General features: G+C 59.9%; 28 protein-coding genes and 1 tRNA gene. 15 read left to right on the top strand and 14 right to left on the bottom strand.

Annotation, left to right across the window (positions count from 1 at the left end; genetic code table 11):
• Nucleotides 1–67 precede the first annotated feature (67 nt).
• From ACO6TG_RS13505 to ACO6TG_RS13485, 5 genes are all read left to right on the top strand, one after another.
• The gene (locus ACO6TG_RS13505; RefSeq protein ID WP_422378645.1) at nt 68–862 is read left to right on the top strand and encodes a hypothetical protein; all 795 of its coding nucleotides are present in this window, start codon (nt 68–70) and stop codon (nt 860–862) included.
• 41 nt (nt 863–903) lie between these two features.
• Complete coding sequence (locus tag ACO6TG_RS13500) at nt 904–1,791, top strand: 4-hydroxy-3-methylbut-2-en-1-yl diphosphate synthase (RefSeq protein WP_422378644.1); 888 nt, start codon at nt 904–906, stop codon at nt 1,789–1,791.
• Between the two features lie 292 nt (nt 1,792–2,083).
• A complete protein-coding gene (locus ACO6TG_RS13495; RefSeq protein WP_422378643.1) occupies nt 2,084–2,866 on the top strand; it encodes a 3-hydroxybutyrate dehydrogenase in 783 nt (260 codons plus the stop codon).
• Between the two features lie 39 nt (nt 2,867–2,905).
• Nucleotides 2,906–3,919 carry a patatin-like phospholipase family protein gene (locus ACO6TG_RS13490; protein WP_422378642.1) on the top strand — a complete coding sequence of 338 codons (1,014 nt, stop codon included), beginning with the start codon at nt 2,906–2,908 and terminating at the stop codon, nt 3,917–3,919.
• Nucleotides 3,920–4,325: 406 nt separating this feature from the next.
• On the top strand, nt 4,326–5,150 hold the full coding sequence (locus ACO6TG_RS13485) for a pentapeptide repeat-containing protein (RefSeq protein WP_422378641.1): 825 nt from the start codon (nt 4,326–4,328) through the stop codon (nt 5,148–5,150).
• Nucleotides 5,151–5,236: 86 nt separating this feature from the next.
• On the opposite strand, the gene ACO6TG_RS13480 is transcribed toward ACO6TG_RS13485, so the two are convergent.
• Nucleotides 5,237–6,040, bottom strand: coding sequence for a MipA/OmpV family protein (locus ACO6TG_RS13480; protein WP_422378640.1), 804 nt, complete (start codon nt 6,038–6,040; stop codon nt 5,237–5,239).
• A 223-nt stretch (nt 6,041–6,263) separates the two neighbouring features.
• Here ACO6TG_RS13480 and ACO6TG_RS13475 point away from each other — a divergent pair, with 223 nt between their 5' ends.
• Complete coding sequence (locus ACO6TG_RS13475) at nt 6,264–6,560, top strand: YggT family protein (RefSeq protein WP_094072824.1); 297 nt, start codon at nt 6,264–6,266, stop codon at nt 6,558–6,560.
• 275 nt (nt 6,561–6,835) lie between these two features.
• On the opposite strand, the gene ACO6TG_RS13470 is transcribed toward ACO6TG_RS13475, so the two are convergent.
• The 5 genes from ACO6TG_RS13470 to ACO6TG_RS13450 form a co-directional block, all read right to left on the bottom strand.
• Nucleotides 6,836–7,924 carry a hypothetical protein gene (locus ACO6TG_RS13470; protein WP_422378639.1) on the bottom strand — a complete coding sequence of 363 codons (1,089 nt, stop codon included), beginning with the start codon at nt 7,922–7,924 and terminating at the stop codon, nt 6,836–6,838.
• 256 nt (nt 7,925–8,180) lie between these two features.
• Nucleotides 8,181–8,372, bottom strand: a complete 192-nt coding sequence (locus tag ACO6TG_RS13465; RefSeq protein ID WP_094072822.1) for a Trm112 family protein — start codon at nt 8,370–8,372, stop codon at nt 8,181–8,183.
• Between the two features lie 28 nt (nt 8,373–8,400).
• Entirely contained in the window at nt 8,401–9,078 is a 678-nt protein-coding gene (locus tag ACO6TG_RS13460) for an LON peptidase substrate-binding domain-containing protein (protein WP_422378638.1), read from the bottom strand.
• 83 nt (nt 9,079–9,161) lie between these two features.
• The gene (gene trxA, locus ACO6TG_RS13455; protein ID WP_422378637.1) at nt 9,162–10,151 is read right to left on the bottom strand and encodes a thioredoxin; all 990 of its coding nucleotides are present in this window, start codon (nt 10,149–10,151) and stop codon (nt 9,162–9,164) included.
• 140 nt (nt 10,152–10,291) lie between these two features.
• Entirely contained in the window at nt 10,292–10,813 is a 522-nt protein-coding gene (locus tag ACO6TG_RS13450) for a prolyl-tRNA synthetase associated domain-containing protein (protein ID WP_422378636.1), read from the bottom strand.
• Nucleotides 10,814–11,055: 242 nt separating this feature from the next.
• On the opposite strand from ACO6TG_RS13450, the gene ACO6TG_RS13445 reads away from it, so the two are divergent.
• Nucleotides 11,056–11,130, top strand: a tRNA-Gly gene (locus tag ACO6TG_RS13445).
• A gap of 324 nt (nt 11,131–11,454) precedes the next feature.
• Here ACO6TG_RS13445 and ACO6TG_RS13440 read toward each other — a convergent pair.
• Together ACO6TG_RS13440 and ACO6TG_RS13435 are read right to left on the bottom strand one after the other, a co-directional pair.
• On the bottom strand, nt 11,455–12,519 hold the full coding sequence (locus ACO6TG_RS13440; protein WP_422378635.1) for a Gfo/Idh/MocA family protein: 1,065 nt from the start codon (nt 12,517–12,519) through the stop codon (nt 11,455–11,457).
• 76 nt (nt 12,520–12,595) lie between these two features.
• Nucleotides 12,596–13,381, bottom strand: a complete 786-nt coding sequence (locus tag ACO6TG_RS13435; protein ID WP_422378634.1) for a ThuA domain-containing protein — start codon at nt 13,379–13,381, stop codon at nt 12,596–12,598.
• Nucleotides 13,382–13,642: 261 nt separating this feature from the next.
• On the opposite strand from ACO6TG_RS13435, the gene ACO6TG_RS13430 reads away from it, so the two are divergent.
• The 3 genes from ACO6TG_RS13430 (at nt 13,643) to ACO6TG_RS13420 (ending at nt 15,215) form a co-directional block, all read left to right on the top strand.
• Nucleotides 13,643–14,014, top strand: a complete 372-nt coding sequence (locus tag ACO6TG_RS13430) for a hypothetical protein (protein WP_422378633.1) — start codon at nt 13,643–13,645, stop codon at nt 14,012–14,014.
• A gap of 43 nt (nt 14,015–14,057) precedes the next feature.
• Entirely contained in the window at nt 14,058–14,555 is a 498-nt protein-coding gene (locus ACO6TG_RS13425) for a TetR/AcrR family transcriptional regulator (protein WP_422378632.1), read from the top strand.
• Nucleotides 14,556–14,708: 153 nt separating this feature from the next.
• Complete coding sequence (locus ACO6TG_RS13420) at nt 14,709–15,215, top strand: hypothetical protein (RefSeq protein WP_422378631.1); 507 nt, start codon at nt 14,709–14,711, stop codon at nt 15,213–15,215.
• Here the strand turns inward: ACO6TG_RS13420 and ggt are convergent.
• Nucleotides 15,212–16,957 carry a gamma-glutamyltransferase gene (gene ggt, locus ACO6TG_RS13415; protein ID WP_422378630.1) on the bottom strand — a complete coding sequence of 582 codons (1,746 nt, stop codon included), beginning with the start codon at nt 16,955–16,957 and terminating at the stop codon, nt 15,212–15,214. The two genes, ACO6TG_RS13420 and ggt, sit on opposite strands and share 4 nt — an antisense overlap.
• A 195-nt stretch (nt 16,958–17,152) precedes the next feature.
• On the opposite strand from ggt, the gene ACO6TG_RS13410 reads away from it, so the two are divergent.
• Nucleotides 17,153–17,518 carry a c-type cytochrome gene (locus ACO6TG_RS13410; protein ID WP_422378629.1) on the top strand — a complete coding sequence of 122 codons (366 nt, stop codon included), beginning with the start codon at nt 17,153–17,155 and terminating at the stop codon, nt 17,516–17,518.
• Between the two features lie 92 nt (nt 17,519–17,610).
• Here ACO6TG_RS13410 and ACO6TG_RS13405 read toward each other — a convergent pair whose 3' ends face one another.
• Nucleotides 17,611–18,582: an endonuclease/exonuclease/phosphatase family protein gene (locus tag ACO6TG_RS13405; RefSeq protein WP_422378628.1), complete on the bottom strand. Its 972-nt coding sequence runs from the start codon at nt 18,580–18,582 to the stop codon at nt 17,611–17,613.
• A 123-nt stretch (nt 18,583–18,705) separates the two neighbouring features.
• On the opposite strand from ACO6TG_RS13405, the gene ACO6TG_RS13400 reads away from it, so the two are divergent.
• Nucleotides 18,706–19,101 carry a YchJ family protein gene (locus ACO6TG_RS13400; protein ID WP_422378627.1) on the top strand — a complete coding sequence of 132 codons (396 nt, stop codon included), beginning with the start codon at nt 18,706–18,708 and terminating at the stop codon, nt 19,099–19,101.
• A gap of 68 nt (nt 19,102–19,169) precedes the next feature.
• On the opposite strand, the gene ACO6TG_RS13395 is transcribed toward ACO6TG_RS13400, so the two are convergent.
• Nucleotides 19,170–19,937 carry an SDR family NAD(P)-dependent oxidoreductase gene (locus ACO6TG_RS13395; protein WP_422378626.1) on the bottom strand — a complete coding sequence of 256 codons (768 nt, stop codon included), beginning with the start codon at nt 19,935–19,937 and terminating at the stop codon, nt 19,170–19,172.
• Between the two features lie 744 nt (nt 19,938–20,681).
• Here ACO6TG_RS13395 and ACO6TG_RS13390 point away from each other — a divergent pair.
• Nucleotides 20,682–22,076 (top strand): lipopolysaccharide biosynthesis protein, encoded by a 1,395-nt coding sequence (locus ACO6TG_RS13390; protein WP_422378625.1) that lies wholly within the window; start codon nt 20,682–20,684, stop codon nt 22,074–22,076.
• Nucleotides 22,066–23,196, top strand: coding sequence for a GNAT family N-acetyltransferase (locus ACO6TG_RS13385; RefSeq protein WP_422378624.1), 1,131 nt, complete (start codon nt 22,066–22,068; stop codon nt 23,194–23,196). Before ACO6TG_RS13390 ends, ACO6TG_RS13385 begins: the two co-directional genes overlap by 11 nt.
• Nucleotides 23,197–23,200: 4 nt before the next feature.
• Here ACO6TG_RS13385 and ACO6TG_RS13380 read toward each other — a convergent pair whose 3' ends face one another.
• From ACO6TG_RS13380 to ACO6TG_RS13370, 3 genes are all read right to left on the bottom strand, one after another.
• Nucleotides 23,201–24,823, bottom strand: coding sequence for an AMP-binding protein (locus tag ACO6TG_RS13380; RefSeq protein ID WP_422378623.1), 1,623 nt, complete (start codon nt 24,821–24,823; stop codon nt 23,201–23,203).
• Nucleotides 24,824–24,900: 77 nt separating this feature from the next.
• Nucleotides 24,901–25,824, bottom strand: coding sequence for a site-specific tyrosine recombinase/integron integrase (xerA, locus tag ACO6TG_RS13375; RefSeq protein WP_422378622.1), 924 nt, complete (start codon nt 25,822–25,824; stop codon nt 24,901–24,903).
• 22 nt (nt 25,825–25,846) lie between these two features.
• The gene (locus ACO6TG_RS13370) at nt 25,847–25,990 is read right to left on the bottom strand and encodes a hypothetical protein (RefSeq protein WP_422378621.1); all 144 of its coding nucleotides are present in this window, start codon (nt 25,988–25,990) and stop codon (nt 25,847–25,849) included.
• 158 nt (nt 25,991–26,148) lie between these two features.
• Here ACO6TG_RS13370 and ACO6TG_RS13365 point away from each other — a divergent pair, with 158 nt between their 5' ends.
• Nucleotides 26,149–26,796, top strand: coding sequence for a shikimate kinase (locus ACO6TG_RS13365; protein ID WP_422378620.1), 648 nt, complete (start codon nt 26,149–26,151; stop codon nt 26,794–26,796).
• Nucleotides 26,797–26,813 lie beyond the last annotated feature (17 nt).

Raw genomic sequence — 26,813 nt, 5'->3', positions numbered from 1 at the left:
ACGCGTAGATAAAGCGCACTCCGACGGGCAGCGGAATATTGCAACCTTATCTATGAGTTCGTTCGCCATGTTCATGCATCTTGTAAAATCTTCCATTTCACTCGTATTCGACAATCTTGGTGCCGTATTCAAAGTGGTCAGCGCGTGGTTTCTGGTCCAGCTGGCCGTGGCACTCGCCTTTGTCGTCGTTCTGGCGCTGTTTGCCGGGAATCCGGCCGGGTCGCCGTTTCTCCTGACCGCAACTGCGATGTCGGTCGTCGGTGCTCTGGTCGGCCTGGTCGCGGCATCTTCGATTGCGGTTGCCTGGCACCGCTTCGGGCTGCTGGGCGAACAGCCGCCTGCGGTCAATCTGCGTTTCGGGGGGCTGGAACTGCGATTTGCCTTGAAGTCGCTTGTGATCACGATCGGTTTCGGTGTGACTTACGCGATTGCCGGTGGCATCGGCATGGTGACCGGCTCTACCGTGATCATGTCGGTTCTTGTGTTGGCGGTTGCCATCGTGCTCATTCCGATCGTGTTTCGCGTCAGCCTCGTGCTGCCGGCAACGGCGGTCGAAGGGACGCTTGGCTTCAAGGAAGCCTATGAGGCGGGCAAGGGATTGGGCTGGTGGATGGTCCTGGCAACGCTCGCCCTTGCCCTGCCATTTGCGATTGCCACCGGTATTCTCCAGTTCGCGCTCGGTCTATTGGACGGTGCCTTGCCGCTGGTCATCGTGATGGCCAAGGCCGCGGCCATCAACCTGCTGATGCAGATGATCATGACCGTTCTGGCACTGTCCGTCCTGACCAACGGCTACAAGCTGGCCAAGGAAGGTGACCGGTCGCAGCCGGATGTTGCAGGCAGCGCTGGCGCACCGGCCTAAATTCGGTATCCTGCCCCGGTATCAAACCACTGGGGCAGGATATGTTTCTCACCGTTCTGGAGCGGTCACTTTCCCTGGCGCAGCACAATATCGGCACGCTGTTCAAAACCGGCTGGGCCTACATCCTGCTGCTGGCCGCGCTTAATTTTGCCATCGGTGCCTCGCTGATGCCCGAGACCGGGTTTACAACCGTCTCCTATATGACCGAACCTGTTGCCGCGGCCGACGAGGGCGCGCTCAGGGCGCTGGCCGGGCTGGCCAACCTGCTGGTCGGGTTCTCCATCGCCATCGCCTATGTGCGCCGTATCCTGATCGGCGCGCAGGACTTTCCGATCGCGTTTGGCGGGCGAACCGTCCGGGTGATCGTCTATCAGATCGTGCTCGGCCTGATCGGCATGCTGTCGCTGATCCCGCTCTTCATCCTGTCGGCGCTTCTTGCCGCGCTGACCGCAGGTTTCGGTCTGCTGCTTCTGTTCCTGGCGCCATTCATCGCGTTGATGGTGGTTCAGAAATTTTCCGTTGTGCTGCCGGCAGCGGCCGTCGACGACCCGCTCAGCCTCAGGGAAAGCTGGCGTGCGACTGCGGGCCTCGGCTGGTCTATGGCCTTTGCCGCCCTGGTGATGAGCCTTCTGGCCGGGGCCCTGGTCGGTCTCTGGGCGCTGGTTTTGTGGATGAGTGACGGTCTGCTGCCGGCCAATCTTGTCTGGCAGCAGGTCCGTTCGGCGATTTTCCCCATGGGCATGATGCTGATCCTCGTCTGGGCCTTTGCCAGTCTGCATGCGACCTTCTACGGCCTGATCCGGGAGCGCTTTGCCGAGAAGCTCGGGCTGAAGCACGAGGATCTCGAGCAGGTCGAGCGGACCCAGAGTGCAGCAAGGTCCAAGGCGCATAAGGCGCTGGACGGCGTGCGGCGCATGAACCGGCGCTGACTTGATGTTGGCTCAGGGGGGCTAGCCGAAAGAGACCGCAACCCGAAATTCATCATCCCGAGACAGGCCGGAAGGCCCGTTTCGAAGGAGGGGCGACTTGCTCCGGAATATGCCGCCGATCCTTCGAGACGCGCATGGTGCGCGCTCCTCAGGATGACGTTATGAGTGTCGCAATTGTCGTCAGGAAATAGGGGCTCCTGACCAGGGTCCATCACTTTTCGCCACTTCGATGTTGCAGTGCGGCGATAAGTGGTGAAATCTGTGCCGGATTTTTTCTTCGGGAGTTTCCTTCATGTTTGCCAACAAGACCGCCCTCGTCACCGGATCCACTTCTGGGATCGGTCTGGGCTGCGCCCGCGCGTTTGCCGCGAAGGGCGCCAATGTCGTCATCAACGGGCTCGGCGATGCGGATGAAATCGAGAAGACCCGGGCCGCGATCGAAGCGGACTTCGGCGTCCAGTGCCGGTATTCGCCCGCCAATATGCTGAACGGTGACGAAATCGCCGGAATGGTTGCTGCTGCGGAACAGGAATTCGGCTCTGTCGACATCCTGGTCAACAATGCCGGTATCCAGTTCGTGTCGCCGGTGGACGAGTTCCCGGTGGAGAAATGGGATGCGATCATCGCCATCAACCTGACCTCCGCATTCCATGCCATTCGCGCTGCCCTGCCCGGCATGAAGAAAAAGGGTTGGGGCAGGGTCATCAACACGGCCTCAGCCCATGCGCTGGTGGCGTCGCCCTACAAATCCGCCTATGTGGCGGCCAAGCACGGCATTGCCGGCCTGACCAAGACGGTTGCGCTGGAAGTGGCACAGCAGGGCATCACCGTGAATGCTATCTGTCCGGGGTATGTCTGGACGCCTCTGGTCGAAGCCCAGATCCCGGACACGATGAAGGCACGCAACCTGACCGAAGAGCAGGTCAAGAACGATGTCATGCTGGCGGCGCAGCCGACCAAGCAGTTCGTGACCATCGAGCAGGTGGCTGATTACGCGGTGTTCCTGTGTTCCGATTCGGCTGCGTCGATCACGGGATCGGTTCTGCCCATCGATGGCGGCTGGACCGCGCACTAAGGAACCGGCACGACACGAAATCCAGAAGAAGGGGCAGCCATGGCCGCGCCCAAGAAGATCAATCTTGCCCTGCAAGGCGGCGGCGCCCATGGCGCCTTTACCTGGGGCGTGCTGGACTGGTTCCTGGAGGACAGCCGCTTTCAGATCGATGCCATCACCGGAACATCCGCCGGGGCCATGAATGCCGTGGTGCTGGCAAGCGGCCTGGAAGCGGGCGGGGAAGATGGTGCGCGCGAACGCCTGGAAGCCTTCTGGCACGAGGTGAGCCGGGAGGCACAGGCCAGCCCCATTCAGCGCACGCCTCTGGACAAGTTCCTGGGTGAATGGAGCCTTGATCATTCGCCGAGCTACCTGTTTTTCGACGTGGTTTCCCGCTTTGCCTCGCCATACGAATTCAATCCGCTCAACGCCAACCCGCTCCGGGATGTGGTGGAACGGATCGTCGACTTCGACAAGGTGCATTGCTGTGCGGGCGTGAAGCTCTTCATCGCGGCCACGAATGTCTTCACCGGCAAGATCAGGGTGTTCCGGGAAAAGGAGGTCACGCTCGACGCGGTGATGGCGTCCGCGTGTCTGCCGCAACTGTTCCAGGCCGTGGAGATCGACGGCGAACCCTATTGGGATGGCGGCTATATGGGCAATCCGCCGCTCTATCCGCTCTTTTACGAGACAGACACACCCGATGTCGTGCTCATCCAGATCAATCCGACCGAACGGCGCCAGGTGCCAAGGACGGCCCGGGAGATCGTCAACCGTCTGAACGAGATCACCTTCAACTCGACGCTTCTGCGCGAACTGCGCGCCATCGATTTTGTCACGAGGCTCATCGAGGATGGCAAATTGTCGGACGAGGAATATGTGAAGGTTCACATGCACCGGATCGCGGCGGAAGAACTGAAACCGCTCCAGGCGTCGTCGAAACTGAATGCGGAATGGGACTTCCTGACCCATCTGAGGGATCTTGGCCGCGAGACCGCGAAAGACTGGCTCGACCGGCACTTTGACGATGTCGGCAAGCGCTCGACGTTCGATCTGCGTGCGGAAATCACCTGAGGCGACCGGTGCCAGCCGCCGGCGCGGCTGGTGCCCAGTTAGCGTTTCGTTAACCCTGTTTGCAGTTGGCGTTGCAAATTGCAATGCAGGGCTGGTGAAGAAAATCTGAACAAAGTCAGCATCTTGTGCTTCTTCAGGTGCAAAGGCCCAGATGTAGGCTACCTGAGGTGAAAAACCAATTGGCAAGGCTTTTGCGTTCTAACAAACACGCTGATTGTCAGGTAGTGCGTCGTCAGCGCTTGATGTGGTTGGAAGAAACGGGCACCTGCGACCCCGTCCGTTTCTTCCCGCCCTCTTGCATAAATCTCCCAACATTTTTGCATTTTTAAGTTTTCTGTCATGGCAGGGTCCTTAAACTGCCGTTTTGGCAACCTATGTCTTGTTGAGACAGTCAAAAGGACAAGTGATGAGCGACACGGTGATGCGGGTTCTGGCCGGCTGCTTCGGCACATTGATCATGTTGGCGACACCGGCCCTGGCCGGCAGCGATGCGGAACGCATGGCTGAGATCAAGGAAAAGGGCGGCTGCCCGCGTTGCGACCTCCGGCTGGCGGAACTGCGGTTTCTGACCGTGGAAGACGCCGACTTCGGCAGGGCCAATCTGCGCGAAACCGATCTGAAGGAAGCGGTGCTGCCGAACGCGAATTTCAAGAGCGCCGATTTCCGCAGGGCCGAGGCGGAGCGCGCGGATTTTGCCGGCAGCGATTTTGAAGACGCCAGCATGCGCTCCGTCGACCTGGAAAAAGCCAATCTCAGCAAGGCAAATTTCCAGGATGCGGACCTGCGCGATGCGGACATGAATGCCAGCCTTGCCCCCGGTGCCAATTTCAACGGTGCCGACATGCGCAATGTCATCCTGATCCGTTCGGTCGCCACCGGCGCGTCCTTTGACAGGACCAAGCTGGACGACGCCAATCTGGAACGTGTCGATCTCACCGATGCCAGCTTCAAGAGGGCGCGGCTCCGGGATGCCAAGCTCGACCGGATCAAGGCACACAATGCCGATTTCTCCGGAGCGGACATGTCCGGCGTCCGGTTTGTCAGTTCCGACCTGAGCGGTGCCAACCTGACAGATGTGGATTTTGACGGCGCGCTGTTGCGCCGGACACGGCTGGTCGGGGCCGACCTGACCGGTGCCTACAATCTGGACCCGGAACGGATCCTGGGGGCCTGTGGTGACGAGACCACCAAACTGCCGCGCGGTATTACCCTGATCCCGTGTTCCGACTGAGATCTATCAGCCGATAGCGTGACCGCAAATGCAAAAGGAGGCCGGCGGCCTCCTTTTCAGTATGTGCAGCAGGGTGCACTTTGCGCTTATTTGAAGACGTCAAAGGCAAACCGGTAGGACACGCCAAGACCAATGCTGAACTGGTCCTTGCTGCCGGCATCGGCGATCGGGCTGTCGGCCGCTTCTCCGATCAGGCGGTCATAGCCACCCTGGATGTGCAGGCGGACGTCGTCGTTGAAGTCGTAGCTGGCACGCGCAGCAAGGCCGACGCTCTTGAAGCCGCCGCTCGGATCGTACCGGGTCAGCCGGCCGCCACTGTTGGCTGCCTCGGAGGCCGAAACACCAAAATACGTGTCCATGTAATCGTCCGTGGCGAAATCGGCGCGCGGGCCGAAACTGACTTCCCATTTTTCCGCCGGGTAGACGATGCCGTCGAGGCCAAGCTGGCCGACCTGGCCGCTATGTCCGTTGATGCCCTGGCGCAATTCTGCAAAGGCGCGGAAATGCTCGGTGCGGAAACCGCCGCCAAGACCGAGTTCAAGAGCCCAGTCGACGGTCCTGGTGCCGGTCAGGTCCGCCGAATCGCTGGCCTTGCGTTCGCCGATGAAATTGAACGACGGGTAGAAGAAGATGCCCGACTTGCGGCGGCCATCGACGACCTGTCCGAGGCCGGGAAGATAGAACCGGCCGACGGAAACGATCGGGAACGGGTAGACCAGATAGGAGTCCGCTGCCTCGTAGCGCGGTTTGGCAATCGCGCCAACGCCAAGATCGATCACGAATTGACGGTTGGCATCCTGTGCGGAGACTTCCCCGCTTTGAGCCAGGGCGGCTCCGGACACGGCGCTCAGGGCAAGGGCCAGTGAGGCGCGCGACAGAAACTTGAACATGTATCCTACCCAGAAGGAAAAAACTTTGGCGGGAAGATAGCACGGGTGGCGCTTACTCAAACCCTAAGGATTTCGGGTTTTGCCGGACTGTTGCATTTTGGCACCGCAGCGCTCAAGCGAGCATGGCCGGCAGGCAGAGTTGGATTTCCGGTGTTGCCGCCTTGCGGCGTGGCTGTCAGGAAGCTACATGAAAGGCAACTGAAGCTTCGAAGTGGGACGGCACATGAGCGCATTAGTCGGATCTTTGTTGGATGTAATAGGCCTTGCCCTATACCTCTATTCTCTGGTGATCATCGCCAGCGCCATTTTTTCCTGGCTGTTCGCCTTCAATATCGTCAATTCGAGCAATCAGTTCATCAACACGATCGGTCGTGTGCTCTACAATCTCACCGAGCCCGCCTTGCGGCCGATCCGCCGCTTCATGCCGGATCTCGGAGGGATCGACATCTCGCCTGTGATCCTGCTGCTGATCATCTGGTTCCTGCAGAGCTTCATCGCGCGGCTCAGCTACGGGATGTAAGAACCGGGTTTCCCGGAAGCTATCCCGCGCCTTTGAATATTCTGGAAGAGCAAGCCCCCTTGGTCCGCGCGCGATCCTCGGGGGCATTGGTCATGGGCAAGAGCCTGAAAACCGCGCCCTGGTGATTGGTCGCGTCCGGTGATCCAGCGGATTTTATTCGTTTGGCTTGCGTCTTTTTCTACCGTCCAGATCGCTGTGATCAGCTTCCAAAACCCGATCTGCGCGGCCACCGGATCGGATGGCAGTGATGTGGACCGGAGTTGCCGACCTGCTCATCATGAGCGTTTCTGCTTCACAACCTTGGTCACCGGAACTTGGATGCCGCATTTCTGGCACAGAAAAGTTCCCTTGAACTGGCGCAGTCTGTGTTCGTTTTCCTGATCTTTTTGTGCTTTCACGAGCTGAAGCGCCCGCCCCGCCGGGGTGTCAGTCCCGAGATCTTCGCAACGCAGAACAAGCCCATCAGCCCGATCGGGAGCGCCGCCCTGGTAGTCCCGTAACACCAGATCCTCAGAGGCGGTAATCGTGTCACTTTCGCCTGGGCCGACCGGCGAGGCATAATACGCCATGCGTTGCCCGAAGATCAGGTACTCATACTGCCAGCGGCAGTTGCCGCACGCGAAGCAGCCCTCATCCCCGCTTTCCAGCAGTTGCGCAAGTTCACGGTCCCCAAATGCGGCAACGGTTCCCGCCAAGAAGTACCGTCGCTCAGCAGGTGATTCCGCGTTTGCATAGGCTTTTTCGCAAAGGTCAGCAATTTCGACCTGAGCTTCGAAGAAAGCGTCACCGATCCGGGCGATTGTCTTGAGGTCTGCCTCGTTAACCGGGCTGCGTGACAGTATTTCCGTGTAGCGATCCAGTTCGGCTTGCCGGTTTTCGCGCAACAAGGTCAGTTCGCTGGTCGTTGTGGCAGACTGGTCCGTCTCAGGTTCAACGACGTCTAGCCCCTCTTGAAGTGGCCCGGAGCTCAGCTCAAATAACACGTTGCCTACCGATTTCAGTGCATTTTCCGGAAATTCGGGATCGGCCAGATCTTTTTTCGCATGTTCCAGTAAGTGCCGGTAAGGATCGAGCTTGCGGTCCCAGGCTTCGAGGTCTGACGGCAATCCCTGCAGTACATCGGGCGCATCGCTGCGGCCATGACCTGCGGCTTGAAAGGCCACGATTGAAACATGCCCCAGGAAATCGGCAATGCTTGCAACTGCTTCCGGTGCAGGAGGGCGTTTGGCCAATTGAAGTAGGTGGGGCACCGATGCGTAGGTCGCGCCGTAGCAGGTGTCCTGGTGACACAGGCAATCCCAGAAAAGCGAGCTGGCCGTTTCCTCGTCCCAGTCCTGCGCCAGCGCACGAAGGAGTGCCGGCATGTCCCTGTCTCGATGGGCGTCGTCCAGTTTGCGCCACAGGGGATCGGAAAGAGGTAATAAAAACATTCTGGAACCGTTCAGCTGGTTGCAGCCTGCGTTTGGGCGAATACGAGCTGCTGGTGCAGACGTCTACGCCGGTCATCAGGGCTGAGATCAGCCGCCAGCTGATCAGCTCCGTATCAGTCTGCCGTCAACATGTTTAAAAAAAAGGGGAGCGATCACAGCCAGGATGCATGCCGAATTGCTTGAGGGGGGCTCAGTCTTCCAGCTTACGCGCCTCGTCGGCGAGCATGATCGGGATGCCGTTGCGGATCGGATAGGCGAGTTTGGCGGTGCGGGAAATGAGTTCCTTCGCCTCGGCATCGTATTCCAGGGTTGTCTTGCTCACCGGGCAGACCAGCAGCTCGAGGAGCTTGCGGTCAACGGCGCGTTCGGTCTGTTCGGTCATATCAGTCTCTCGGTAGGGTCACCGGCAATCACTGCAAGGTGGTGCCGCCGTCATTCTGGGAACGGGCCAGATCCATCTCGGTGATCGCGATCAGGGTCTCGGCCCGTGTCTTGAGGTCGCGTGCCTCCAGAAGCGCCTGCTTTTCCTGGGGGCCGTAGGGACACATCATGCAGAGTGCGTTGACCAGCACTTCGGTCTCCGCCTCCGTCACGCTTTCCCAATCCGCCTCCAGATTGTTGGCGTCAAGATATTCCCGCAATGTCCTCAACAGGCCGTTGCGGTCGACGTCGTCTTCGCCCTCGCCGCATTTCAGGTCATCGGCAAAGGGCGCGAAGTCGCACTCGACCTCGCGATAACTCGCATAGACCTTGCGTTCCTTGCCGAGACTGAAGCGGGTAATGCCCTGAAGCGAGATCAGGTATCGGCCGTCGCCGGTTTCCTGGAAGGAGGTGAGACGGCCGACGCAACCGACGCTGGCCAGCGCGGGCCTGTCAGCGTCGTCCGACGGCTGGTCGGGCAATGGTTGCACCATCCCGATCAGCCTGTTGCCGGCGAGCGCCGCATCGATCATGTCGATGTAGCGCTGCTCGAAGATGTTCAGGGGAAGCTGGGTCCTGGGCAGCAACAGGGCGCCAGACAGCGGAAACACGGGCAGGACCGGCGGCAGATCCGCAATGGTCTCGTAAATGGCATTTCCCGCCTGCATTTCAGTGCCTTCGTTCTTGTCGTTGTTGCAGCTTGCCTGCGTTGGCTTGTCTCAGTCCTTAAGTGTGTCAGCGGCGACGATCGTCAAGAAAACAGAACGGCAGAGAGTTTGCGGCGCCCATAGGCACTGGCCGGATCCTTGAACCCCCAGGCTTCAAAAAACTGCAGGAGCTGCTTGCGTGCACCGTCCTCGTTCCAGTCCCGGTCGCGGCGGACGATCTCGATCAGCTGGTCAACGGCACCATTCTTGTCGCCCTTGCCGTTGAGGCCGAGGGCAAGATCAAAGCGGGCCTGCAAATCGAGCGGGTCCTTGGCGATCCGGTCCTGCAGGTCTGCAAGGTCGCCGAGAGCCGCGGCCTGTTCGGCAAGGTCAAGCGCGGCAAGGGCCGCTGTGTAAGCGTCCTCGGATCGTTTTTCTTCCGGGACAAGGTCTAGCGCCTGACGGGCGCGTTCGGTTTCGCCGGCGCCGAGGTAACACTGTGCAAGGCCTGCAATCGCCGTCACATTGTCCGGCTCCATCTGCATCACGGCACCAAAAAGCTGCGCCGCCTGGCCGAAATCCTTTTCCGCGAGCAGCGCCTCTGCCTGTTCCAGATAGGCTTCGGACGGGTTGGCAGGGGCCGGACCGCCGAGCTTTTCAATGAATGCCTTGACCTCGCTTTCAGGCTGAGCGCCCATGAAGCCGTCGACGGGCTGGCCGTCCTTGAAGGCGACGACGGCCGGGATCGACTGAATGCCCATCTGACCGGCAATTTCCGGGTGCTCGTCAATGTTCATCTTGGCCAGTTTGACCGACCCGCCTGCCGCGTTGACGGCGGCCTCGATCACGGGCGTCAATTGTTTGCACGGTCCGCACCAGGGCGCCCAGAAATCGACGATCACCGGCTGGTGGCGGGAGGCTTCCAGAACGTCGGCCATAAAGCTCTGGGTGGTGACGTCAAACACCAGGTCGCCGCCGCCTGTAGGCGCACCGCCATCGCCATTGCCACCGCCCTGGCCGCCGTAACCGCCGCCCATGCTGGCACCAAATCCGCCCCCAACCTGGCCACCGATACTATAGTTGCCGTTGCTCATGTGCCCGCCTCAATGTTTCCGGCCGGCAATTGGTGATGCCCGGCTCTCAAGTGAATGTCGTCAAAAGGGTTGTGTTGGCCCTAACATGGCGCCAACACCGTCGAATTACAAACGCCCCGCAGCTGAATTCCAGCAAGATCTCAGAGCGCGGCGGCCTTGGCTTCCTCACTGACCGCCAGAACCTTCGGATCATGACCGCAGGCTCTTGCGAATTTGAGCAGGTCTTCAGCCGAAATCGCGGTCGTGGCATCGTTTTTCAGCGGATGATAGTTGAGCACCTCGTGCTGCATCATCGCTGCGTCAAACACCGGAATGACACGGTTTTCATCGCGGTCGTTGATCAGAGAGAACGGCGTGACCGAGCCCGGCTCGACCCCCAGCACCTCCATCAAGAGGTCCGCGTTACCGAAGGACACTCGCCCCTGGGCGCCGATGATCTGATGAACCTTCTTCAGATCGATTTCCGCGTCATGCAGGGCGACGATCAGGAACAGGCGGCCCTTCTTGTCCTTTACAAAGAGGTTTTTCGTATGCCCACCGGGGATCCGATCATGCAGGTCACCGGATTCGGCAACCGTGAAGACGGGCTGGTGGTCCACTGTGCTGACCTCGATGCCGAGATCCTTGAAAAACGCCATGAGGTCGTCGCGTGCTGCCGGCATGATTTTTTTCCGAAAAATTTGTGCTGGCGCGCTAAATACCGCGATTTGGGTCTCGCTCACAAGAGGTGATGTGCTGAAAAAGCGGCAGAAATCTGCGGATTTACGGCTTTGTTTGCACAGAAAGTCCACAGAAAGACAGCTAAAAAAAATTCTTCAATTTCGGTGTTGCAATCCGTCTCCGCATAGTTCATATACTGCGCCACCGACGCCGGGGCGGTCACCGCCCAGGACACGGTCACTATGCGGGTGTAGCTCAGGGGTAGAGCACAACCTTGCCAAGGTTGGGGTCGTGGGTTCGAATCCCATCGCCCGCTCCAGTTCGGCCGAATGGCCCGAGAAACCAGCTTTCGAAAGAAGGCTGGTTTTTTTGTCTTGCGACGCTTTACGGAAACTGCTGCTCCGCAGGGGGCTGCCCCTGCGTTATTTCGAATTTCGTCTAAACATTGACATAAACCCGGCCTGCAACCTGAACGAAGTGTCAGGGGGCTCCGGAGTAATCTCATCAGGCAATATGCGGAGGGGCGCTTGTTTGACTGCGTGCCCGACCGTGTTCTTGCTTTGCCTCAAGTACCAAACTTGCTGCAGCGGGGCCCTGGCTCCGCTGCAGTTTCGCTGTGGTGGCGGGGCCGGGACAGCCGCGATCAGGTCTTGAAAAACCTGCCGCCTTCCAGATGGGAGCGTTCGGCAAGGTCAAGCGCGACCTGAAGCCTGGCGCCATGCTCAAAATCCGGTTCGGCCGGGGCTCCATCGCGAATGGCGGCAACAAACCGTTCATAGACCGTTGGCACAGGTGGCACCGCGAGCTCGGTCCAATTGGCCTCTTTCAGATCCGCGTCGCGGCAGATCCTCAGCGTTTCGACATTTTTTTCAAAACGCACTTCGAGGCCGCCCTTGTCGCCATAGAGCCTGAGGCGCAGGTCATTGAGGTGACCGGACGCGAAGCGGGTGGCGGTGACGGTGCCGAGAGCGCCGTTCCGGAGTTCCGCCTGCAGCGTGAAACTGTCATTGGCGTCGAGCACATACTCTCCGATCCGGCCACCTTCCGCCTTGTCGAAAGTCTTCAGGCGGCAGGACAGGTCCGCGATCGGGCTGCCCGCTGCAAAGGTGGCAAAATCCAGAATGTGGATGCCGACATCGCCGAGCACGCCCTTGGAACCGTGAGCGGTCGACAGACGCCAGAGCCACTGGTCCTGGGTTTTCCAGTCGCCCCAGGCCGGCTGGGTCAGCCAGCTCTGCAGATAGGAGGCCTCAAAATGTCGAAGCGCACCGATGGCGCCGTCGGCAACCAGTTCGGCGGCTTTCTGCAACACAGCGACATTGCGGTAGCTCAGGTTGACCATGCCGATGAGGCCTTTCCCGGCAGCAAGATCGGCCATTTCTCTGGCGTCGGCGGCATTGGTTGCCAGCGGCTTTTCACACAGAACGTGTTTCCCGGCAGTCAACAGCGCCAGTGTCGTCGGATGGTGGGCAGCATCCGGCGTGACATTGGCCACGGCGTCAAAAGCCCCCCACGAGATGGCCTCGTCCAGGGTCTCGAAACGCTCCGGGATGTCAAAATCGGCACAGAACTGTGCCAGTACATCCGCGCGCCGGTCAACGCCGGCCACCAGACGGACATTCGGGATCTTCTGAAAGGCGGCGGCATGGGTGCGTGCCATGTTGCCGGTTCCAAGGATCATGATGCGGAGCGGTGTTGATGTGGTCATCGGAAGGCCTCCCTGGACATTTTTTGAGCGAGTGGGCCGACGTCATCCGGTCGGCCCTTTTTTACAAGTGCTGCGATCAGCGGAAGCCTTCCTCTCCCTCGGCGTGGAGCTTCGGTCCGCGTTCCTCGATTTTTTCCGGTGCCGCATCAACAGGCACATTCGGCGCCGCATTCGGATCGGCGAGCCTGGCCATCGGATTGAACGCCCATTTGACACCGTTCTTCAGAACCTGCTGCACATGGGCATTGTGATAGGTCGGGTAGGTCTCATGCCCTGGCCGGAAGTAGAAGATGCTGCCCGCGCCCCGCTTGTAGGTCAGTCCGGAGCGGAAGACTTCACCCCCCTGGAACCAGCTGATGAAGACGGTTTCAAGCGGCTCGGGCACGCCGAAGGGTTCGCCATACATTTCCTCCATCTCTAGCTCGAAACTGTCCGGAAGGCCGTTGGTGATCGGGTGGTTGCGGCTGGTGACCCAAAGCCGCTCGCGCTCGCCGGCTTCGCGCCAGGTGAGGTTGCACGGGCCGCCCATCAGGCGTTTGAACGGCTTGGCAAAGTGCGCGGAATGCAGAAACAGCATGCCCATGCCGGACCAGACGGCATCGCAGACACGCTCGACCACGTCGTCGGCAACGTCGCCATGGGCGGCATGGCCCCACCAGAGCAGAACGTCGGTCTCGGCCAGCCGTTCCGCCGTCAGCCCATGGTCGGGCTCCTGAAGGGTCGCGGTGGTGGCGTTGATTTCCGGATCCTGGTTCAAAGCATCGGCAATACAGGTGTGCATACCGGCTGGATAGGTGTCAGCGACGACCTTGTTGTGCTGTTCATGGACGTTTTCGCCCCAAACCACGGCGTTGATCGGCATCTCAGCCTCTCCTTGAAAGTGGTGTTGGCAGATAGTGATGTGACGCGCTTGAGTAAAAGAATTCAAAGCGCTTTGAATAGCGCTATCACTGGCTTTTTGAGCTGTCAAACGAACAATCGCCTGAAGCAAAAGAAAGGCGCTACACGACGAGCTGTCGGCTTTGCCCGACCCGTCAATCGCACCGTGACCGCACGCCGCATTGAAGCTACCGGGCATGTATTTTACAAACCATACTATATGGTATGTTTTGGAGGTGAGTTGATGAATATCCTGTTTCTGAGTGCGGCGGTTCTGTCCCTGGCAGTCTGCCTCCTCCACACTTTCGCAGGCGGGCGCGCGATTGCCGTTCCCTTGCTGAAGGCCTCTGACCTCAAGCCTGTGCCGAAATATGTTGCCTATTACTGCTGGCACATTGTCACGATCGTGCTGGGTATGATTGCGGTGATGTTCCTTTTCGCCGGGCTGCGACCATCCAGTCTCGATCTCGGCTGGGTGGCGACGGCCCTCGTTGCCTCCTTTTGTCTTCTGGGGCTTGTGGTCCCGCCGCTGAAGAAGCAGAAATACAGTCACATGCCCCAGGGCTGGCTGTTTCTGCCGATCATGCTTCTGGGGCTCATTGGCGGAGTGGTGTGAGCTGAAAAAACGCTTTGGCAAAACGGATTGGCTGGACCTTGGATTGTCCCAGTTGGCAGGTGAGGGGCCCGCCGGCCTGACGGTGGAAGCCCTGTGTGCGCGCGCTGAGCGCACGCGGGGGTCGTTCTATCATCACTTCAAGGACCATGATGCCTTCGTCGCGGCGCTGATGCAGGCGTGGAAACAGCGGCATACGCTGGATGTCGCCGAGGCAACCATGGCCGAAGAGCCGGACGCCAGAACGGCTAAGCTTTCCAGCATGGCCAACCGTCTCGATCACGACCTGGAGCGGGCCGTGCGCCAGTTCGCGCAGTCAAACAGGGTGGCGGCAGGTGTGGTGCGTGAGGTGGATGAGCTGCGTACCGGATTCGTCGCCGATCTTTATGAAGCGCGGGGACATGAGCCGGATCTGGCCCGGGACATCGCCCGGATAGAATATGCAGCCTATATCGGCAGCCAGATTGTCTGGCCGGAAATGACGGCGGAAGAGCGCATGGCACTTGACCGCCGATTTGCCTCACTGGTGACACTGCTGGACTGAGCCGAGTCCGATCCGCATCCGACACGGCTGGCGAGATGCAGCCGGTTTAGATGCGGATCGGGTGAAACATCCCGTTTTGCCCTAACCAAGTTTCAACATGTTGTTGTTATCAAGCGGCCAGCTACCTTTAGTATCCTAGTGATTGAGATTGCCATGGCCGTCCTTCGACAACCCATTACCGCCGTTGTCATTACCTTCTGGTTTTTCTTCTGGGTGCTGAACGCGCTCGACAAGTTCTTTGCGCGCCAGGATCTCGGTTTTGTGCGCTGGTGGGGCAATCACCGCGTCGAAAAATTCACGATGTATTTTGAAAAGCTGATGTGGAGCCCGGAGTATATCAAGGCGACGCTGATCTTTGCGGGCATTGTCGAATTTGCCGCCGCAGGATTTTTCGTCGTGGCGGGTTTTCGTCTTGTTCAGGGCAAACCCGGTGTCGCCTACCGGACGGATCTGGCGATCACGGCTTCGATCGTCGTCTTTCTGGGCTTTATCATCTTCGACGTGATCGTCGGCGACCGGGCGGAGTTGCTGGAACACTCCACCTATATCGGGGTGTTGCTGGTCTCCTTCCTGGCGGTGGCTGCCGAGAGCTTCTTCCAGCATCTCAGAGATCTCGACAGCACCAGTGGTCTCAAGAAGGGCCCGGCCGGAGAGTCTTAATATCCAGCGGTCAATGCACCGGGCCGGCGCGGATCGGAGGCACCTGCCAACAGCCCGTCCACCTTCATGATGGATTGGGTCGAGCCCATGGCATTCTTGATCGCGATCTTGTGGCCGCGTTCCTCCAGCAGTCGGATCGTGTCCGGCGACAGGCCTTCCTCGATACGGATTTCATCCGGCAGCCACTGATTGTGAATGCGCGGTGCGGCCGTCGCCTCGGCAATATTCATGTCGTGGTCGATCACGTTCAGAATGATCTGCAAGGTGGTCGTGATGATACGGCTGCCGCCCGGCGAACCGGTGGCGAGATAGAGATCGCCATCCTTGAAGACCAGCGTCGGGCTCATGGAGGAGAGCGGCCGCTTGTTGCCTTCCACCGCGTTCGCCGTGCCGCCGACAAGGCCATAGGCGTTCGGAACGCCGGGCTTGGCGGAAAAATCGTCGAGCTCGTTGTTGAGCAGAACCCCGGTACCGTCGGCGGTCAGTCCGACTCCGTAGGAGAAGTTCAGCGTGTAGGTGTTGGAAACCGCATTGCCGTCCTTGTCGACGACGGAATAGTGCGTGGTTTCATTGCTTTCATAAGGATATGGGTCGCCCGGCTTGACGTCGACGGACGGCGTGGCCGCATCCATGCGGATGGTCTTGACCAGTTCGGCGGCATAATCTCGTGCGGTCAGGCCCTCGACCGGTATTTCAACGAAATCCGGGTCGCCCAGGAATTTTGACCGGTCCGCATAGGCGCGGCGCATGGCCTCCGCCATGACATGGATGCTGTCCGCGGAGTTGAGGCCATATTCTTCAAGCGGAAAGGTTTCCAGCATGTTCAGGATCTGGACAATATGAACGCCACCCGAAGACGGCGGCGGCATTGAAGCAATGTCGTAGCCCCGGTAACTGCCGGTGACGGGTTCGCGCCAGACCGGTTCATAGCCGGCAAGGTCCTCGACAGTCATGCCGCCGCCGGCGTCCTGGACTTTTTGAGCGATCTTATCCGCCGTCTCGCCCTTGTAGAAGCCGTCGGCGCCCTTTTCGGCAATGAGCCGCAGCGTTGCGGCCAGGTCTTTCTGTGCGAGGGTTTCGCCTGGAAGGTATGGCAGGCCACCGGTCTTGTAGTAGATTGCCCGGGATGCCGGGTCCTTCACAAGACGTTTGGAGGCGGATGTGAGGGAGGCGGAGAGGTCAGGCGTTACCTGGATACCGTATTCGGCAAGGGCAATCGCAGGCGCCACAAGATCGGCCCAGCTCAGATTGCCGCTGCCATGTTTTTCAAAAGCCTCGGCGAAGCCGGCAACGGTGCCGGGAACACCGACCGCCAGCCCGGAGAACCGGGACTTCTGACTGTCCGGCTCGCCATCGTCCCCCAGGAACATATCCTTGAACGCGGCGGCAGGTGCCTTTTCGCGGTAGTCGAGCGCCTTGGTCTCGCCACTGTCGGCGAGGTGGATCATCATGAAACCGCCGCCGCCGAGATTGCCCGCGCGAGGCAAGGTGACGGCGAGCGCAAATCCGGTGGCAATGGCGGCATCAACGGCATTGCCACCTTTTTTCAGGATGTCGACACCGACCCCGGTTGCGACGGCTTCCTGGCTGGCGACCATGCCGTGCCGGGCGGCCACCGGCTGGAACCGGTCCTTGAGGGAATAGATCGGTGCGTCCTGGGCCGAGCCAGGAAGCGATGTCCCGATGGCCAGTGCCGCGGCGAATGACACGGCGGCAAAGGCGGATCTCAGATGATGTTTCATTTGTCCCTCCGAAAGTGCAGCTGACAGGAATGTGTCAGTCCATGTCCTGAAGTTCAATAGGGTTGCAAAAACCGATTTCACTACCTGAAATCCGAGACTTGATTCAACGCAATGACGCTTCGTCGTCTTGATTGCAGGCTTCGTTCAAAGGAAGCGACTTGCCTTCCAAGGAAACAGCGGCGTCAAGGAGCACTCATGACCCATGCCGGAACAAACCTGAAAACCTGGTCGCGTCAGTCGTCAGCGACCTTGATTGCCGGTGCTGCTTTTGTCGCTTTGATAGTGTTGAGCGGTGCCACGACGGCTGAAGCCGCGGACCCTGCAACCGGCAAGGCGCTGGCTCTGCAATGGTGCTCGTCCTGCCACCTGGTTGCCGAAGACCAGTCGACCGCGTCCAGCGTCTCTCTTCCGAGTTTTTACGATATCGCGAAAGACCCGGACTGGTCACAGGAACAGCTGGCAACCTTTCTGGCCAATCCGCATCCCAAGATGCCGGACATGAATCTTGGCAACACCGAAATCGCCAACCTCTCCGCCTATATCAGCTCTCTTTCCAAGTAAGCCGCGTTCACATTTCACCTCATGCTGTGAACGCGCTTCAGCGCCGTCTCCAAGGACGGGCCGTGTAGCTCGCCACTTGGACGGAAAATGCTCTAATCATCAAACTCGGCCAGCATGGCCGCGTGATACGAGCCGGCATAGTCCTCTCCCCTGTTGTCGAAGACCTCGTCCAGGAGGTCATAATTGAACACCTTCACATGGGTGGTCCGTCCGGCCATCGCCGGGCTGGCCAGAATGTGGTCGAGTGCCTGGCCCTTGCCCCTATGGATGACCGTTTTTCGCCTCTCCGGAGACAGGGCGGCATCGAGCTGGTAAAGGCGACGCCCTTCGAGCTGCGGTGAACCGGTGTCGTCCGGGTCGGCGCGCAAAAGCCGGATGGTACCTGTTTCGCTGGTGGCGTTGAAATCGCCGGCAAGTATGATCAGGGCGCCGTCGTCCCGGTTGAAGATATCTTCGACCGCAAGCCGCAGCTCCAGGGCCTGGGCAGTCTGCTTGAGGACGGAGAGGTGATACCCCTCAGCCCAGGCCGAAATGGATGTCCAGCTTCGGTCCGGGTTCTTGCCACCCCGGATTATGGCGGCGATCGGGGCCCGCAAATGCACGCCGAACAGATACAAGGGCCGCTCATCGCCGATATCGATCTCTGTCTTCAGGACAGGTCTGTCGAAGGCAATTATCTCTGGCGTCTCGTAGGGTGGGTTCGCAGATTTCGGTTGCCAGCGAGCCGGATGGGCGTGGGCCTGATAGAGACTTTCCGTTTGAGTGATCGGGTAGCGCGACAGGATCACGAGATTGTGCCGGTCGCCCGGTCCCTTGCCGGATGGACGGTCGCTGGTGGCCCTGTGGAACGTCTCATAGGGCGTGCCTTTCAGGAGCAGATCAAGTGCCTGGAACTGCCGCGCGGTAACACCCTTCAATTTCTGCGCATTGACCTCCTGCAGGCACAGGATATCTGCCTCCAGTTCCAGGATCTTCGGCCGGAGCGCCTCGAGCCTGGGCTGCAATTCCTGCGGGTCGTGCCGGTCGTTGCCGAAGGATTCCATGTTGAACGTGGCGATTTTCATGCCTTGGGGCCCGGATGCGGATGTGTCTGTCCGGACCATAGCGAGGCGCGGCATCAAGTGGTAGAGAGCAGTCTGATCTCGAGCGCCGCTCGTTCCAGTTGGATCATGTGTTGAGGAGTGACAATGGCCGGTGAAGCTTGTCCTTGCGGCGGCGGGGAATTCCTTCTGTGCTGCGAGCCCTTTCTGTCAGGCCGCTTGGTGCCCGGGACGGCCGAAGCGCTCATGCGGTCCCGCTATTCCGCCTATGTGCGGGAGGACATTGCCTATCTGAAAACAACGCTCTGGCCGAAATACCAGCGATCCTTCGACGGTCCCGCAACCGCGCGCTGGGCCGCGGATAGTCACTGGACCGGTCTTTCGGTGCTGGCCGTCAGCAAGGGCGGAGAGGCCGACCGAGAAGGCACGGTGCTGTTCGAGGCCAGATATCTTGCCGCCGGCAAACTGGTCACACACCGGGAATTGAGCCTGTTTCGCAAGAAATCCGGGCGCTGGTACTATGTCGAAGCGGTGCCGGAGTAACCTGCTTCGAAGGGATTGGAGCCGTCCCGCAGACCAGGCGGGACGACGGGCGGTTTGAGCCTTCAAGGTCAGTTCCGGCCGGCCATGACACCGCCATCGACATCCCAGATGGCACCGGTGACCCAATCGGCATTGTCCGACAGCAGGAAATCGATGGTAGCGGCCACGTCATCCGGCGTGCCAATGCGGCCGATCGGGTGGAATGCGTTGAAGCCTTCCTGCAATGTGGAGGCGATCTGGTCCTCCGGGATGAACGCGCCATAAATCGGCGTTTCGACCACAGCAGGCGCGACCGCATTGACGCGAATGCCCTTGTCGCCCAGTTCCATGGCGAGATGCTGGGTCAGGGCATGCAGGCCCGCTTTTGCCATGGAATAGGCTGACGAGGGCGTCGCCTTGACCGCCTGGTGCGCCCACATGGACCCGAGATTGACGATCACGCCTCTTCCGGTTTTTTCCATGTTGCGCGCCACAGCCTGGGTGACAAGAAACGTGCCGCGATTATAGGCGTGATAGAGATCGTAATCCTCGGCCGTGTGTTCCAGGAAAGCCTTCGGGCTGAAGGCGCCGGCCGCGTTGACCAGATAGCCGATCTGTTGCTCCAGTCCGTCAATTTTTCGAACGAGACCCGCGGCCTGCTCCGGGTCGGTAATGTCCGTTTGCCAGGTGTCGACGGAAACGCCATAGCGTTCCGTCAGACCGGCTTTCGCATTCGCCAGCTTGGCTTCGCTGCGACCGGTCAGGATCAGGGAAATGCCTCTGGCCGCGAGGCGATCGGCCGTTGCCAGGGCCATGCCCGAGGTTCCACCCAAAAGGAAGGCGGTCTTGTCTGTCATGCGCTTCACTCCAATTTATATCTATCAGTAGGTAGATTGTGATGGCTGACATATCGAGGCATCGATTGGTGAAGTCAAGAACTATCTATCGATTGATAGATAAATCGATGGAGCGCGCTCTCCTCGGCGGCCGTTGCGCCGGGCCAACTTTGTTGCCAACGCGGTCGGTCGTCTGACTGAGGGACCAAAGTGCAGGGATTGGGCCGACAGGAACCCTAAGCAACGCTCAAGTGGGTTTCTTTTTCATCTGGCGCAGCATGAAGCGGGACCTGCCGGGAAGGTTTCCTGACAGGCGGAAAGTGATGGCGGCTGAGGGACAGTCTGTCAGGGCGCCTTCAGAAAAATGTCCGGTCCCTGCGAATGGCGGCGGGAGCAGGGACCGGACCAAACTGCGGACGGAAGGGGAGGCGACCCTCTTCATCCGCAAAAAAATTGCAACCGTTCAAGCAGGTCAAAAAACTCAAAACACCATCTGTTCCCTATTTGTTCTCATTTGTCTCAGATTCGCGGCTGGTGTCAAGGGCTGGTTGGTCAACCAGACCAAAGCTGACTTTGAAGCCCTGTATGCCTGACGCGACTTCCTTGCGAGGCGCTGACACATGCCCCATTCACACATCTGTGAAACAGAAGCTGGCGCGAGCCGTTGATTGCCATAGAATATTAAGTCCCTCATGTCACAAATACGGAATAAAGTTCACAAGGGACCCATCAGTGCGATTTTCCGGTAATTCCTGGACTAAGCGCTTGCAGGACGCCGCCTTGCCCTGGGGGCTCGGCAGAGGGGCGGCTCAAGTCACCGATTTCCTGCGTGGAACCGGCGGTGATGGCCAGGCGGCCGGGCGTATGGCCGTGTCGACTTTCGCGGTCCGGATCGCGGGCGCAGCGCTGGCCTATCTGTCGCAAATCGTGCTTGCCCGGCTCCTGGGGGCCCATGATTACGGCATCTATTCCGTTGCCTGGACCTTTGTCATCGTCCTTGGTGTGATGGCCTGTGGCGGGTTTTCATCATCAGCCAACCGGTTCATTCCGCAATACCGCCAAGCCGGTGACGAAGACGGTCTGCGCGGTTTCCTGCGCACCGGTGGACAGGTGGCGTTTTTCATCGGGGCGGCTGCAGCCGCGATCGGCATCTGTCTGGTGTACGTGCTGAGAGACGCAATTGATGCGTCCTATGTGCTGCCCTTGATGATCATCCTGCTGGCCTTGCCGTTTTTTGCCTTCGGCCTCGTTCAGGACGGGGTTGCCCGGAGCTTTGACTGGACCTTCCTGGCCATGTTGCCGACCTATATCTGGCGGCCGCTTGCAATCCTGTTTCTGCTTGTCGCTGCCGTTCTGTTGGCAGGGTTTCAGGCAGATGCGCTGACCGCAGCCATGGTTGCTGTTGCGGCGACCGTTCTGGTCGCTGGCTATCAGTACTTTCATCTGCGCAAGCGGCTTCTACCCAGACTGCCTTCGGGTCCTCGGCGTGTCGAATTGAAGACCTGGCTGATCATCTCCATGCCCATGCTGATGGTTGACGGGTTCTTGCAGCTGATCACGAGCGCTGACGTCATCATGGTCAGTTTCTTTCAGGATCCCGATGAAGTCGCGGTCTATTTCGCGGCGTCCCGAACGCTTGCCCTTGTGCATTTTGTCTATTTTGCCGTTCGTGCCGCGTCGGCGCATCGGTTTTCAAGTTACACCCACAAACGGGATCAGGCCGGTCTCGTGGCTTATGTCGCCCGGGCAACCCATTGGACTTTCTGGCCGTCACTGATTGCCGGAGCCGGTCTGCTCCTGATTGCGCCCTTGTTGCTGCAACTGTTCGGCAGCGGCTTCGAAGCAGGTTATCCTCTGATTGCCCTGCTGATGATCGGGGTCCTGGCACGTGCCTCCGTCGGGCCGGCCGACGCGCTCCTGACCATGACCGGACATCAGAACAGCTGTGCCGGAATTTATGCCGGCACCTTTGTCCTCAATGTTGTTTTCAATCTGATCCTGATCCCGCCTTTTGGTCTGGCCGGGGCGGCGATCGCAACAAGTCTTGCCATTCTTTTTGAAGCGACCGCACTTGCAACCGCGGCAAAACGCAAGCTCAATATCACAACCTTTGTTCTGCCCTTGTTATTCTCCGCCAGAAAGCAGCCTGTTGACCGCTGACCCCCCTTTTTCCGAAACCTTTGAGATCGTCCGTTTCGATCCCTTGAACGCGGACATTCCGGAAAAGGAGTGGCGGACGCTCGGCCGCGAGGCACTTGATCCGAACCCTTTTTTTGGCCCGGATTTCCTGCGGCCGTTTCTGGAACATCTGGGGCAGAAGGGTGTCCGGCTGTTGGTGCTGCGCGACAGGAAGAGCGCGCGCTGGCTGGTGGCTGCGCCGGTTGGCCGGAGGCGACAAGGTCTTGTGCTGCGCGCCAACACCACCTGGGCAACCGAATACTCACCGCTTGGAACACCGCTTGTCGATCCGCAGGCCACCGACAATGCCGTGCGCGGTTTTCTGGCGGCGGGCGCAGAGCCGGGCGGTCTGTTCGCGATACCCTATCTGCCGCTACAGTGTGAAACCGCAACGAGGCTGAAAGGCGCTGCCGTCCGGAGTTCCGTCGTCTTCGCCCGTGCAGCGCGTGCAGGTCACGGTGCCGGGGCGACAGGTGAGGCCCAGCTTGCGGCGGCCGATAGCGGAAAGCGCCGCAAGGAAATGCGACGCCTCCTGCGCCGGCTGGGCGAACATGGAAACGTCCGGTTTGCCAGCCTGGCGGGCCACGAAACGCTCCAGGGATTCGAAGCATTCCTGCATCTGGAAGCCGCGGGTTGGAAGGGCCGGGCAGGCAGCGCCTTGCTCAGTCTTCCAGAAACAGCGGCTTTCGCTCGGCTTGCGATCGAACAGAGAGCGGCGATTGACGGCGTTCGTATCGACCAGCTCTGGGCGGGAGACAGATTGATTGCCGCGCTCGTTCTGTTCCGGGATGGCGGTAGTGTGTTTTCCTGGAAAATAGCCTTTGACGAGGATTTTGCACGCTATTCACCCGGGGCTCAGATCGCGTTGCAGGCACTCAGGACCAACCTCGCGTCAGACAATTTCAGCAGCGCTGATTCCCTTGCGATACCTGGCCACGCGATGATTGAGCCGCTCTGGCGCGGGCGGCTGAACACAGGAACGCTGCTTCATGCCGAAGGCCTGCTGGGTGTCCTGAAGCGGCCTCTTTGCACGGCGGATGCAAATCTGGAACAAACCGCCCGGCGGGTGGCCCGCGCCCTCAAGCGGCGTCTGGCAGGCTAGGGCGTCACGCCACCTCGCGTTCACGTAGCTTGCGCCGGATGATCTTGCCTGTCGTGGTCATCGGCAGGCTGTCGACGAATTCGATCTCCCGCGGATATTCGTGGGCCGACAGGCGCTCGCGCACGAAGGTCCTGATCGCGTTTTCAAGATCCTCACCCGCCTGCTGGTCGGATTTCAGGACGATGAAGGCCTTGACGATTTCGGTGCGCAGAGGATCCGGTTTGCCGATTACCGCAGCCAGGGAAACCGCTGGGTGTTTCAACAGGCAATCCTCGATCTCGCCAGGACCGATCCGGTAGCTGGCAGAGGTAATGATATCGTCGTCCCGGCCGATGAAATGAACATAACCGTCTTCGTCCATCAGTCCCTGATCGCCGGTGACCATCCAGTCACCGATGAACTTGTCCCGGGTCGCCTGGGGTTTGTTCCAATATTCCAGGAACATCACCGGGTCGGGCCGGCGGATGGCAATCTGGCCGAGCGTTTCCGGCGGTAACGGATTACCCGCATCATCGATGATCGCAACATCGTGGCCAGGGATTGCCTTGCCGATGGCGCCCGAGCGCGAAATGCCCAGATCGGCCGCTGAACCGAGCACGGCGTTGCATTCGGTCTGACCATAGAACTCGTTGACCGCAAAGCCGAATTCCTCGCGGAACCAGTCGTATGTTTCCTTGCCCAGGGATTCGCCGGCAGAGCCGACGCTGCGCCAGGAGAGATCGAAACGTGTGCCGGGTGCCTCGACGGAGCGCAGCATCTTCAGCGCGGTCGGAGGAATGAAGGCATTCCGGATGCCCTCGGTCTCAAGAAGGTGAAAGGCAGCTTCCGGGTCGAATTTCCTGACAACCTGGCTGATAACCGGGACCCCCAGCGCCAGGGCGGGAAAGAGGGCGTTCAACAACCCACCGGCCCATGCCCAGTCCGCAGGGGTCCAGAGAAGATCGCCGTCCTGCCCCAGGAAGTTCTGCGACAATTCGATTCCCGGCATATGGCCGAGCAGCACACGGTGGCCATGCAGGACACCCTTGGGCTGACCGGTCGTTCCGGACGTGTAGATCATCAGGGCCGGATCGTCGGGCGTTGTTGCCAGGGTATCGAACCGGTCGGACGCCGCGGCAAGAAGCGCGTCAAAGGCAAGAACGCCGGAGTCCGGGCCGCTGACGGAGACCACCAGTTCAAGATCCGGAAGGCCGTCTCGTATGTCGGCCAGCTTCGACAGGCCGTCCCTGTCGGTCACAAGAGCCCTGGCACCTGAATCGCCAAGCCGGTACTTCAGGGCGTCCAGTCCGAACAGCGCGGCAAGCGGTACGGCAATGGCGCCGATCTTGTAGGCCGCCAGATGGGCAATCGCGGTTTCCGGGGTCTGCGGCAGTAGCAATGCCACCCGGTCTCCCCGCTTCACGCCATGGGCCACAAGGGCATTCGCGAGACGATTGGCGGCGCGGTTCAGCTCGAGATGGGACCAGTCAAGACGAGAGCCGTCCTCAAGCACCTGGCGGATGGCCAGGCGGTCGGGATCCCGGATTGCCCAGAGATCGCTGACGGCGGCCGCCATATTGTAGGTTTCAGGCCTTGGCCAATGGAATTGGGAGGTCAGCGTGTCAAAGTTGCTGGCGCGTTGCAGCATGAAGAGGCGTCCGGTGCTGTAAAATTAGGCAGCGGAGTGTAGGTCGATGATTGCTGCAGTGCAATAGATCTTGAGAATTACTTGCGCGCCAGCGGATGAGCGCTCTCCACAAGTTCTCGCAAACGCTCGTCCAGCACGTGGGTGTAGATCTGTGTCGTGGAGATGTCCGCATGGCCTAGCAGCTGCTGGACAACGCGCAGATCCGCGCCGTTTTGCAGTAGATGAGAAGCAAAAGCGTGGCGCAGCACATGCGGGGAGACCTTGCCGGCATCCAGCCCGGCTGCGATGGCCAGGTCCTTCAGGTCGCGGCCGAAATGCTGGCGGGTGAGGTGCCCGCTGCCACCGTGCGAGGGAAACAGCCAGGGGCTGTTTTCATAAGCACCTTCCGCGCTGCGCAAGGCCACGAAATCCTTCATGGCCGCTTGCGCCGGCGGTGACAGCGGCACGAGCCGTTCCTTGCCACCCTTGCCGCGGATCTCGATCAGGCGGGCGTCGCGCTGGGCCGCGGACACCGGCAACGCCACCAGTTCCGAAACGCGCAGGCCGGTCGCGTAGAGCACCTCGATCAGCGTGTACATTCGATGTGCGCGCAGGCGCGCGGCCGCGCTCTTGTGCGTTGCTGCGGTCGCTGCTCTTGCCGTTTCGATCAGCCGGTCGACGTCCTCCAGCGAAAGCACCTTGGGCAGGCCGGCACGTTTCTTGGGGGCGGACAGTGTCCGGGTCGGGTCATCCTCTCGGCTGCCTTCGGAATAGAGAAACTTGTAGAACTGTTTCAGCGCCGAAAGCCTGCGGGCCTGTGAGGTCTCGGCAAAGCCGCGCCGGTTCAGGTCACCGAGATAGGCGGAAAGATCATCGGTATGCGCATCGGCCAGTTTTTTCCGGCCTAGAAAATCCGAGAAGTCTTCCAGGTCACGACGATATCCGGCAAGCGTGTTTTCGGCCGCACCGCGTTCAGCGGCGAGCATTTCCAGGAAGTTTTCCAGATCGAACCCGGTGGCCATGACGTCGTGAATTCGGTCGGTTCTACCGGCCGAAACCTTCTTTTTTCACGCGTATTTCGATTTCCCGCTCCCGTGGATCGACAAAGGTCGCCAGCGCATAGACCGCACCGTAACCGAGCGCGCTCAGCAGCAGGAGCACAAACAGCAGGCGGGTCAGGGTTGGCACGTGCGAACTCTCCAGGAGCGAATCGGATAGCGGATTGTTTCAACAGGGCCGGGCCGACGCAAGACCAGGGTCTTGGCTGAATTGGGTTTCGACCCGGACAGGTGTCCGACCTGAGACTTCACCCGTGTCTTTTTTGTCGAATATGCTAAAACGCCGCCATGACAAAAAACGATAACTTGCGGACCCCGGAGAAGGGCTCCGCCGGAAAAAACGCAAAATCCCTTGACCTTGCCGAACTGGTTCACGCGCTCGGCGGCCGGTCCATCGTTCTGGTCGGCATCATGGGCTGCGGAAAATCGACGGTCGGCAAGCGTCTGGCGCAGCGGCTGGGTCTTGATTTCATCGACGCCGATACCGAAATCGAGCGCGCGGCCAACATGACGGTTGCCGAGATTTTCGCGGAGCACGGTGAACCTTATTTTCGCAGCGGCGAAGAGCGGGTGATCGCCCGCCTGCTACGCGAAGGACCACAGGTCCTGGCGACGGGGGGCGGAGCGTTCATGAGCGAGGCAACCCGGTCGGAGATCGGGACCCACGGTCTGTCGATCTGGCTCAAGGTCGATTTCGACACCGTGATGGCCCGGGTGCGGCGCCGCTCGACGCGGCCGCTGCTGCAGAACCCGGATCCGGAAGGCACCATGCGCAAGCTGATGGCCGATCGGGAACCGGTCTACGGCAAGGCAGCGCTCACGGTGGTCTCGAAGGATGTGCCGCACGAGGCAGTGGTCGACCAGATCGTTGTCACCCTGGCGGACTATTTGTTTGACAGCGAGGATACGACAGCCTCGCAGACATCAGTCACTTGATTTGAATGGCTTGACGG

It is taken from the genome of Roseibium sp. (assembly GCF_965233565.1).
Lineage (GTDB): Bacteria > Pseudomonadota > Alphaproteobacteria > Rhizobiales > Stappiaceae > Roseibium.
Note: the sequence above shows the minus strand (reverse complement) of the source record. Positions and strands in the feature narration are given on the sequence as shown.

What these genes read in the sequence shown, in the direction of transcription:
- ACO6TG_RS13405 (WP_422378628.1), bottom strand. Translation starts at nt 18,582, where the DNA reads ATGAAAATCGCCACGTTCAACATGGAATCCTTCGGCAACGACCGGCAC.
- ACO6TG_RS13430 (WP_422378633.1), top strand. Translation starts at nt 13,643, where the DNA reads ATGAATATCCTGTTTCTGAGTGCGGCGGTTCTGTCCCTGGCAGTCTGC.
- ACO6TG_RS13435 (WP_422378634.1), bottom strand. Translation starts at nt 13,381, where the DNA reads ATGCCGATCAACGCCGTGGTTTGGGGCGAAAACGTCCATGAACAGCAC.
- ACO6TG_RS13485 (WP_422378641.1), top strand. Translation starts at nt 4,326, where the DNA reads ATGAGCGACACGGTGATGCGGGTTCTGGCCGGCTGCTTCGGCACATTG.
- ACO6TG_RS13480 (WP_422378640.1), bottom strand. Translation starts at nt 6,040, where the DNA reads ATGTTCAAGTTTCTGTCGCGCGCCTCACTGGCCCTTGCCCTGAGCGCC.
- xerA (WP_422378622.1), bottom strand. Translation starts at nt 25,824, where the DNA reads ATGGCCACCGGGTTCGATCTGGAAAACTTCCTGGAAATGCTCGCCGCT.
- ACO6TG_RS13460 (WP_422378638.1), bottom strand. Translation starts at nt 9,078, where the DNA reads ATGCAGGCGGGAAATGCCATTTACGAGACCATTGCGGATCTGCCGCCG.
- ACO6TG_RS13440 (WP_422378635.1), bottom strand. Translation starts at nt 12,519, where the DNA reads ATGACCACATCAACACCGCTCCGCATCATGATCCTTGGAACCGGCAAC.
- ACO6TG_RS13470 (WP_422378639.1), bottom strand. Translation starts at nt 7,924, where the DNA reads ATGCCGGCACTCCTTCGTGCGCTGGCGCAGGACTGGGACGAGGAAACG.
- trxA (WP_422378637.1), bottom strand. Translation starts at nt 10,151, where the DNA reads ATGAGCAACGGCAACTATAGTATCGGTGGCCAGGTTGGGGGCGGATTT.
- ACO6TG_RS13400 (WP_422378627.1), top strand. Translation starts at nt 18,706, where the DNA reads ATGGCCGGTGAAGCTTGTCCTTGCGGCGGCGGGGAATTCCTTCTGTGC.
- ggt (WP_422378630.1), bottom strand. Translation starts at nt 16,957, where the DNA reads ATGAAACATCATCTGAGATCCGCCTTTGCCGCCGTGTCATTCGCCGCG.
- ACO6TG_RS13450 (WP_422378636.1), bottom strand. Translation starts at nt 10,813, where the DNA reads ATGCCGGCAGCACGCGACGACCTCATGGCGTTTTTCAAGGATCTCGGC.
- ACO6TG_RS13365 (WP_422378620.1), top strand. Translation starts at nt 26,149, where the DNA reads ATGACAAAAAACGATAACTTGCGGACCCCGGAGAAGGGCTCCGCCGGA.
- ACO6TG_RS13495 (WP_422378643.1), top strand. Translation starts at nt 2,084, where the DNA reads ATGTTTGCCAACAAGACCGCCCTCGTCACCGGATCCACTTCTGGGATC.
- ACO6TG_RS13505 (WP_422378645.1), top strand. Translation starts at nt 68, where the DNA reads ATGTTCATGCATCTTGTAAAATCTTCCATTTCACTCGTATTCGACAAT.
- ACO6TG_RS13380 (WP_422378623.1), bottom strand. Translation starts at nt 24,823, where the DNA reads ATGCTGCAACGCGCCAGCAACTTTGACACGCTGACCTCCCAATTCCAT.
- ACO6TG_RS13395 (WP_422378626.1), bottom strand. Translation starts at nt 19,937, where the DNA reads ATGACAGACAAGACCGCCTTCCTTTTGGGTGGAACCTCGGGCATGGCC.
- ACO6TG_RS13500 (WP_422378644.1), top strand. Translation starts at nt 904, where the DNA reads ATGTTTCTCACCGTTCTGGAGCGGTCACTTTCCCTGGCGCAGCACAAT.
- ACO6TG_RS13420 (WP_422378631.1), top strand. Translation starts at nt 14,709, where the DNA reads ATGGCCGTCCTTCGACAACCCATTACCGCCGTTGTCATTACCTTCTGG.
- ACO6TG_RS13490 (WP_422378642.1), top strand. Translation starts at nt 2,906, where the DNA reads ATGGCCGCGCCCAAGAAGATCAATCTTGCCCTGCAAGGCGGCGGCGCC.
- ACO6TG_RS13410 (WP_422378629.1), top strand. Translation starts at nt 17,153, where the DNA reads ATGACCCATGCCGGAACAAACCTGAAAACCTGGTCGCGTCAGTCGTCA.
- ACO6TG_RS13465 (WP_094072822.1), bottom strand. Translation starts at nt 8,372, where the DNA reads ATGACCGAACAGACCGAACGCGCCGTTGACCGCAAGCTCCTCGAGCTG.
- ACO6TG_RS13475 (WP_094072824.1), top strand. Translation starts at nt 6,264, where the DNA reads ATGAGCGCATTAGTCGGATCTTTGTTGGATGTAATAGGCCTTGCCCTA.